Below are 7,805 nucleotides of genomic sequence, written 5' to 3'. Positions count from 1 at the left end.
TTCTCAGTTCATTTTGTTTCTGGTGTTGATGATGGCTTGCTTGTTTCATTGCTTTTTCCATAGCAACCTGTGAGGGCTAAAACGATAAGAAGAGAAAGAATGACAGTTATTGCAGTTTTTAGTTTTAACAAAATAGACTCCTCCTTTTTAGAATATTCAAAAATATATTGCAAGAATTGTGCCAGTACATAAGTCCTTTAATTGATTAGTATATTTTGAAAATTGTAGGCAATTCATTTAACTGTGTTTAAAAAGTTATACATAAGTTGTCAAAAAATTTTGAATGTGTAAAAAATACTAAAACTTAATCAGAAAAACAAACCTATTAAATTTAACATTACTTGCGTTTTTTTATGGCACAAAAATTGCATTAATATTTAATTGAATCTAAAACTTGAGGGGGAAAAAGTGTGCATAAAATTAATAGACTCCGAGAGAAGTTTAATGAATTAGGTGTAGATGGAATGATGATCGTTCATCCAGTGAACAGATTGTACATGTCTGGTTTTACTGGAAGCAATGGGGTACTTCTTATTACTGAAACAGAAACAAAGCTTATTACCGATTATCGCTATTTTGAACAGGCTCAAAATCAAGCAAAGGACTTTGAAGTTGTTTTGCACGCAGGGCATACAGGCCATAAAGGGAAAATCTTTGAAGAAGTTGTTGTCCAAGCGAATGAAATGAAGATTAGTAAGCTTGGTTTTGAGCAAGAGCATTTATCTTATGGGCTATTTAGCAGAAATGAAAAATTATTCTCCGCAGAACTAGTGCCAACTTTTGAAGCAGTCGAGAAGATTCGTATGATTAAAACGGAAGACGAAATCAAGAAATTGCGTGTTGCCGCGGATATTACTGACAAAGCGTATTTACATATTCTAAATATTATCCGGGCTGGTATGTCTGAGCTGGATGTAGCAGAAGAACTTGGAGCATTTATTAAAAAACATGGCGGCACAACTACATCATTTTCTCCAATTGTTGCATCCGGATATCGCTCCTCTTTGCCACATGGACGTGCAAGTGATAAAATTATTGAAAAAGGCGATATGATTACAATTGATTTTGGGGCCAATTACGAAGGCTATTGGGCCGATATTTCTAGGGTTGTTGCAATTGGAGAGCCGGTACCTGAATTAAGAAACCTTCATGATGTTGTGCTGACTTCATTCGAAAATTGCGTTGCTCATTTACGTCCGGGGCTGACTGACAAAGAGGTCGACTATTTAATGCGTGAAAATATTATTAAGCACGGGTTTAATGAACAATCAGGAACTGGCACAGGTCATGGAATTGGGATAGAGGTTCATGAAGCCCCGTTATTCTCTGTATTAAAAGACAAAGTATTAGAGGAAAACATGGTAATAACCGTCGAGCCTGGTATTTATTTAAAAGGCTTAGGCGGAGCGAGGGTAGAGGATGTTATCCTAATTACCGAAAATGGTCGAGAAGTATTAACCCCATCAACGAAGGAGCTAGTCATTTTATAGCCCTAAGCTGTGTGAAATAATATAAAATGTAAGGGATGACAACTTATGCAAGAACAATATCAAAGTAGATTGAATGAGTTAAAGAAATACTTAGAAAATCAAAATGTCGATGTAGCGATCATTAAAGATCCAAAAAATGTTTTCTATTATACAGGTTTCAATTCTGATCCTCACGAAAGATTTATGGCTTTAGTCATGGATCTTAATAAGGGAGATCAATATTTATTTGTTCCTGCCTTAGATCGGGAAATTGCAGAAAATGATTCTTTTGTAAAGAGGATTGTAACGATTTCTGATGAAGTAAATCCATATAAAGTATTAAAAGACACGATTGGTGAAAGTGTTAATACAATTGGCTTAGAAACAAAAGTTATTTCTTTATATCATCATGAACAGCTCAATCTCTTTTTCTCTGATTTAAACTATAAAAATATTGGAGATTTTATTTCCCAGCAAAGAATGAAAAAGTCTCAAGAGGAATGCAGCAAGATTCAGACTGCCATTCATGTGATTGAAAAAGTAATGGCTGAAGGAATTAAGAAGGTCAAAGCTGGTATGACAGAGCAAGACTTTACGGCAGAATTAGAGTTTCTTATGAGAAAGTTTGGAGCAGCGGGTCCTTCATTTTCAACGATTGTTTTATCAGGAGAAAAAGCATCCTTACCACATGGAAGTCCAGATCAGAAAACGATCAATCAAGGAGACTTTTTACTGATTGATATGGGTGTTATTGTGGATGGCTATTGCTCTGACATTACTCGAACATTTGTCATTGGTGAGGAAACTGCGAAACAGAGAGAAATTTATGATATTGTTCGAAAATCCACAGAAGCAGGCGTAAATGCTTGTAAAGCGGGTATTCGAATTGGGGAAATTGATATTGCTGCCCGCAATGTAATTAAAGAAGCTGGCTATGGGGAATATTTTAATAACCGTGTAGGACATGGTTTGGGGATCGATGTGCATGAAGAGCCTTCAGTCCATGAAAACAATGATTTAATCGTAGAAAGCGGGCTCCTATTTACGATTGAGCCAGGCATTTATATTCCGGGATATGGCGGAGTACGGATTGAGGAAAATGTTTATATTGATGAAGCTGGCAATGGAAAGCTATTAACTTCATTTCCAACAGAATTGATTCGTATTGGCTAAGTTTCAAAGCAAAAAACCAGCACAGTGCTGGTTTTTTTGTTTTAAAGATCCATCTCAAGCTCCCAAATACGCTTTAATAATTTTATCATCCTCGCGTAAAACCTCTGCCGTATCATGCATAACAATATTCCCAATTTCAATTAAATAGCCTCTATTGGCAAGACGAAGAGCAGCTTTTGCATTTTGCTCAATTAATAGAATGGTCGTTCCTTGCTTGTTAATTTCCTGGATAATTCTCATAATCTCTTGAACGATAATGGGAGCAAGCCCCATCGATGGCTCATCAAGCATCAACAGCTTTGGATTTCCCATTAGACCGCGGCTGATTGCAACCATCTGCTGCTCGCCTCCGCTGAGTGTGCCTGCTAACTGCTTAGATCGTTCCTTTAATCGTGGAAACAGGTCAAAAGATCGTTCAATTCCTTCTTTTATCCATTTCTTATCCTTTCTATATGTAAAGGCGCCTAGCTCTAAATTCTCTGTAACGGTGAGGCCGCCAAAGATCCGTCTTCCTTCAGGGACATGAATAATTCCTGATTCGACAATTTTATGCGGCTGAACCCCGACAATACTCTGACTATTCCATTCGATATTACCTGATTTTGGCTTAATCAATCCGGATATCGTTTTAAGGGTCGTACTTTTGCCTGCTCCATTGCTTCCTAGCAAAGCAACAATTTCCCCTTCATTAATTTCCAAATTTATATTATTTAGTGCATGAATTTTCCCATAGTAAGAATTTACGTCCGTCAGTTTTAGTAGAGGCTTCAAACGACTTCCTCCTTGCCCAGGTATGCTTCAATGACCTTTTCGTTATTCAGCACTTCCTCAGGGGTGCCTTCTGCAATTTTACAACCATAATCAATAACCGTAATATGTTCGGAGATTTGTTTAATCAATGCCATATCATGCTCAATCATTAAAACCGTAATGTTAAATTCGTCACGAACTCTTCTAATCAGCTGAATTAAATATTGCTTTTCTTCAAAGTTGAGCCCAGCAGCCGGCTCATCCAATAGCAATAATTTTGGTTGAGTGGCCAGTGCTCGGGCAATCTCTAAATAGCGTTGGGCCCCATAAGGGAGATTTTTTGCTGATCTTTTCATATACTTAGTGATTCCTACAAATTCAATGCAATCCAGAGCAACCTGCTCTATTAATCTTTCTTCTTCTTTTTGGCTTTTTGTTTGAAACAAGGCACCCCAAACGGCCTGTTTTGTACGGCAATGCATACCAGACTTTACATTATCCAACACAGATAAGTTTGGAAACAAACGAAGGTTCTGAAATGTCCGGGCCATTCCTAAAGCCGTTATTTGACTGGGCTTCCTATTGATTAAGCTTGTCCCGTCCAAACTAATATCTCCGCTAGTCGGCCGGTAAAAGCCAGTAATCATATTAAATACTGAAGTTTTTCCAGCTCCGTTCGGTCCGATAATACTGGAAATGGAGTTTTTTTCAACAGTAAAGGATAAATCATTTACAGCAAGTAATCCTCCAAACTGCAGCTTTAAATCTTTTACAGTTAATAGAGACATTTGAATCCCCTCTCTTTCGAAGTAAGACTAAATAGATATGGTATGTTTTGGGTCATTCGTTTTTTCATCCTCGTCTATATCTGCCACATCCTCAGTTCCGTTTTTAGATGGCCAAATTCCTTGCGGACGGAAGATCATCATAGCCACTAAGGAAACCCCAAATATTAAATAGCGCCAGTCATCTACGCCACGCAGAAGCTCTGGAAGAACGATGACTAATACAGCACCAATCACAACACCTGGAATACTTCCAAGTCCTCCTAATACAACGGCAAGAAGAATCATAACTGATTGTAAAAAGCTAAAGCTTAAAGGGGCAATTGCACTCATTTTGACAGCGAAGATAGAACCGGCAAAGCTTCCGATAACAGCTCCAGATGCATACGAAAGCAATTTCAGCCGAATTCGATTAATACCCATAGCTTCTGCGGCATCCTCATCCTCACGAATATAAATCCATGCCCGTCCGATCCTTGAACGCCCTAATCTGTAAACAGCAATGATGGAGAGGATGGCGACAACTAATATTAAATAATAAAAGTCCTTTTGTGATGACAAAATATAGCTGCCAATGGCTGGACGAGGAATACCGTAAATTCCAGAGGCAGACCCAGTAATTTCTAAATTGGTAGCTAATATTTTTACAATTTCACCGAATCCGAGGGTAACGATGGCTAAATAATCACTTCTTAAACGGAGAGTCGGAGTTCCAACAACGACACCTGCGATAACTGCGCAAAGGAACGAGACAGGAAGAGTCAGCCAGAAGGACCAATGATAAGTGGTCATCAGTATGGCAGTTGTATAGGCTCCAACAGCAAAAAACGCTGCATAGCCTAAATCAAGCAGGCCGGTATATCCGACTACTATATTCAATCCTTGAGTAAGAACAACATAAAAAAGTACAAGGGTTAAGACATCTAACCAATAACTATTCAAGAAAAATGGAAGAATGAATAAGGCGATGATGGCAAGCAGAAGGGATTGTTTCTTATACTTTTTCATCTTTACATCCTCTCCATTTCTTTTGCTCCTAGTATGCCTGTAGGCTTAAATACTAAGAATAGGATGAGAATTCCGAAGGCAAGTACATCTTTCCACGATCCGCCAAGGTAAAAGGTGCCGAAAGCTTCGATAATCCCAAGAACTAGACCTCCAAGCATAGCCCCAGTTATATTTCCAATTCCACCTAGAACTGCTGCTGTAAAGGCCTTAAGGCCAATGACAAATCCCATCATAAAGTTAATCGTTCCATAGTAGATGCCTGACATGAGTCCAGCCCCGGCAGCCAAGAATGCCCCAATAAAAAATGTAAGGGCAATTATTCGGTGTACGTTAACGCCCATTAAGCTGCAAGCTGTTTGATCTAAAGCAATGGCACGCATCGCCTTACCGTAAATAGTTTTATCAATAAATAAGCGAAGACCAAGCATTAATAGTGCGGAAAGTACAATCATCCCTATCTGAGCAAAAGAGATCTGAGCTCCTAAAAACTGAAGTCCATCATTTGGCAGTTTTATAGGGTATACCTTGTAAGAAGCACCCCATCCTATCATTGATGTATATTCTAATGATAAAGACACACCAATTGCCGTAATTAATATTGATAGCCTAGGGGCAAGCAACAGCGGCCGATAGGCAATTCTCTCAACACCCATCCCTAGCAGTCCAACTATCACCATCGTACCAATGAATACAATGCCAATACCTAATATTCCAGTATTAAACCCGCCATCACCCGTAAATAAAGAGAGCAGGGTAAACCCGATGAAGGCACCCATCATATAAAGATCACCATGGGCAAAGTTTAGCAGCTTAATAATTCCGTATACCATCGTATATCCTAAAGCAACTAAACTATAAAAGGCACCTATTACTAATCCGTCAATCAGTATTTGTAAGAATATATCCATTATTATTTCGACTCTCCTCTGTGCGTAAATTTGGCGGAAGCTTGAAGTGAATTTAGTGCTGTCCTACAAGGGGCGACCGTTGCAATGCTTAACACTAACGATAAACATTTAATTGTCGGCCCTTGTTATGTATAAGACAGCCCAGTGCATATAAGAGGAATGTGAAACGCTTGACCTGAGGTTTAAACGTTCCAGTGATTTTTACTTATTTTTCTAAAGTGAAATCTCCACTTACTACTTTCATAACGTGGAAGTTTGATTGATTCAGAGAGTTTTGGTCATTAAACTCAATCGTCTGACCAATACCCTCGAAGGCTTTTGTATCCTTTAAAGCCTTTGTAATGTCTTCACTGCTTGTTGAATTTGCTCTTTTCAAGGCATCTGCCAATAGATTCATACCGTTGTATGAAAGGGCAGAGAATGGACCAGGAGATAAATCTTTATGCTTACTCTTATATTCTTTTACAAATTCATCTGCTCCAGGAATGAAGTTTGCTGTAGGAGTGGCTGTCACTAATAAACCTTCCGCATTATCTGCCCCTGCAATATCAATAATATCTGGGGAATAACTGCCATCACCAACCATAAAAAATCCTGAAACGCCTTTTTCCTTGAATTGTTTCATCATCAGCCCGCCCGCTGCATAATAACCTGTAAAATATGTTCCATCAGGGTTTAGCGATTTTAGCTTAGTCATTAATGAGCCAAAATCTTTTTCTTCAGGATTAATAGCTTCGAAGCCAATGACCTTACCGCCATTTTCTTCAACAGATTTCTGAGCAAAATCAGCTAAGTTTTTTGCATAAGCTGAGTTATCATGAATGATGACAATGTTATTAGCGCCTTTGTCCTTGAAATAGTCAGCCCCTGATTTGGCCTGGTCTGGAACTAAACCATTAATTAGAAATAGGCTCTCATAGCCCTGTGCTGGTAATTCTGATGAATTAGCTGCTGCAACAATCATAGGGATTTTAGCGTTATTGAAAACACCTGATGCTGGCAATGTAGATCCAGAACAATAACCTCCAACAACTGCAGTTACTTTCATGGAAACAAGCTTATTAGCAGCTGTTGTGGCCATTTGAGGATCACAGGCATCGTCAGCCACTTCAAGCTTTAATTTTTTTCCATTAACTCCGCCATCATTATTTATTTTCTCTGCTGCCATTTGCATAGCGTTTAACATGTCTTTTCCGTCAGTTGCATTATTTCCTGTTACCGGCAAGAGGACACCAACTAAAATTTCTTCGGAATTGCTTTTTCCTCCACCAGAACTGCCTTCACTAGAACATGCACTTAGGAAAATAGAGAGGACGAGCAATAGACCGATTGCTATCATGGAATACTTTTTCAAATGAAACACCCCTTTTATTTTTTTCTTTTCCAACTGATTTTTGGCTAAATGATTTTACAAATAAGGATAGAAACGAACTTTCACCTCCTTTAAAACTAGTTTCTTACTTCAAAGAAAAGGGAAAGCTTACTGCTCATTTGTGTGAGGAATGCTAAGATGTTATGATTTAGCCCTTTCTTTACTACTTCGATGATGTGTGTGAGGAATTGTGAATGATAGAAAAACTAGTGTATGTCTGAAAGTATATAATCTTCGGAAAATAATTACTAGTATAAATTTTGTTAAAGCGTGACTTTCTTAGTACATCTATATCGTTTTATGCCATTGGATTTGTCAAAGATTATAGACACTTTATAGG

At 38.3% G+C, this 7,805-nt stretch carries 8 protein-coding genes; 2 read left to right on the top strand and 6 right to left on the bottom strand.

From position 1 onward, the window contains the following. Window positions 1-8: 8 nt before the first annotated feature. On the bottom strand, window positions 9-131 hold the full coding sequence (locus V7149_RS22280) for a hypothetical protein (RefSeq protein WP_335347775.1): 123 nt from the start codon (window positions 129-131) through the stop codon (window positions 9-11). Window positions 132-410: 279 nt separating this feature from the next. Between V7149_RS22280 and V7149_RS22275 the strand changes: the two genes are divergently transcribed. Next, a complete protein-coding gene (locus V7149_RS22275) occupies window positions 411-1,490 on the top strand; it encodes a M24 family metallopeptidase (protein ID WP_335347774.1) in 1,080 nt (359 codons plus the stop codon). A 45-nt stretch (window positions 1,491-1,535) separates the two neighbouring features. Continuing rightward, on the top strand, window positions 1,536-2,642 hold the full coding sequence (locus V7149_RS22270) for a M24 family metallopeptidase (protein ID WP_335347773.1): 1,107 nt from the start codon (window positions 1,536-1,538) through the stop codon (window positions 2,640-2,642). 54 nt (window positions 2,643-2,696) lie between these two features. Here the strand turns inward: V7149_RS22270 and V7149_RS22265 are convergent, their stop codons facing one another. The 5 genes from V7149_RS22265 to V7149_RS22245 form a co-directional block, all read right to left on the bottom strand. Continuing rightward, window positions 2,697-3,413 (bottom strand): ABC transporter ATP-binding protein, encoded by a 717-nt coding sequence (locus tag V7149_RS22265; RefSeq protein ID WP_335347772.1) that lies wholly within the window; start codon window positions 3,411-3,413, stop codon window positions 2,697-2,699. Continuing rightward, window positions 3,410-4,180 (bottom strand): ABC transporter ATP-binding protein, encoded by a 771-nt coding sequence (locus V7149_RS22260; protein ID WP_335347771.1) that lies wholly within the window; start codon window positions 4,178-4,180, stop codon window positions 3,410-3,412. The genes V7149_RS22265 and V7149_RS22260 overlap by 4 nt, the downstream gene beginning before the upstream one ends. 27 nt (window positions 4,181-4,207) lie before the next feature. After that, a complete protein-coding gene (locus V7149_RS22255) occupies window positions 4,208-5,185 on the bottom strand; it encodes a branched-chain amino acid ABC transporter permease (protein WP_335347770.1) in 978 nt (325 codons plus the stop codon). Window positions 5,186-5,187: 2 nt separating this feature from the next. Beyond that, window positions 5,188-6,093: a branched-chain amino acid ABC transporter permease gene (locus V7149_RS22250; RefSeq protein ID WP_335347769.1), complete on the bottom strand. Its 906-nt coding sequence runs from the start codon at window positions 6,091-6,093 to the stop codon at window positions 5,188-5,190. A 205-nt stretch (window positions 6,094-6,298) separates the two neighbouring features. After that, entirely contained in the window at window positions 6,299-7,456 is a 1,158-nt protein-coding gene (locus V7149_RS22245; RefSeq protein WP_335347776.1) for a branched-chain amino acid ABC transporter substrate-binding protein, read from the bottom strand. Between the last annotated feature and the right edge of the window lie 349 nt (window positions 7,457-7,805).

The sequence above is a fragment of the Bacillus sp. JJ1503 genome, from assembly GCF_036965125.1.
In the GTDB taxonomy this organism is placed as follows: domain Bacteria; phylum Bacillota; class Bacilli; order Bacillales; family Cytobacillaceae; genus Cytobacillus.
The sequence above is the reverse complement of the archived record's forward strand: the minus strand, read 5'-3'. Positions and strand labels throughout refer to the sequence as shown.

Bases quoted from the DNA above. Each gene is read 5' to 3' on its own strand.
- V7149_RS22270 (WP_335347773.1), top strand. From the start codon at position 1,536: ATGCAAGAACAATATCAAAGTAGATTGAATGAGTTAAAGAAATACTTA.
- V7149_RS22250 (WP_335347769.1), bottom strand. From the start codon at position 6,093: ATGGATATATTCTTACAAATACTGATTGACGGATTAGTAATAGGTGCC.
- V7149_RS22260 (WP_335347771.1), bottom strand. From the start codon at position 4,180: ATGTCTCTATTAACTGTAAAAGATTTAAAGCTGCAGTTTGGAGGATTA.
- V7149_RS22255 (WP_335347770.1), bottom strand. From the start codon at position 5,185: ATGAAAAAGTATAAGAAACAATCCCTTCTGCTTGCCATCATCGCCTTA.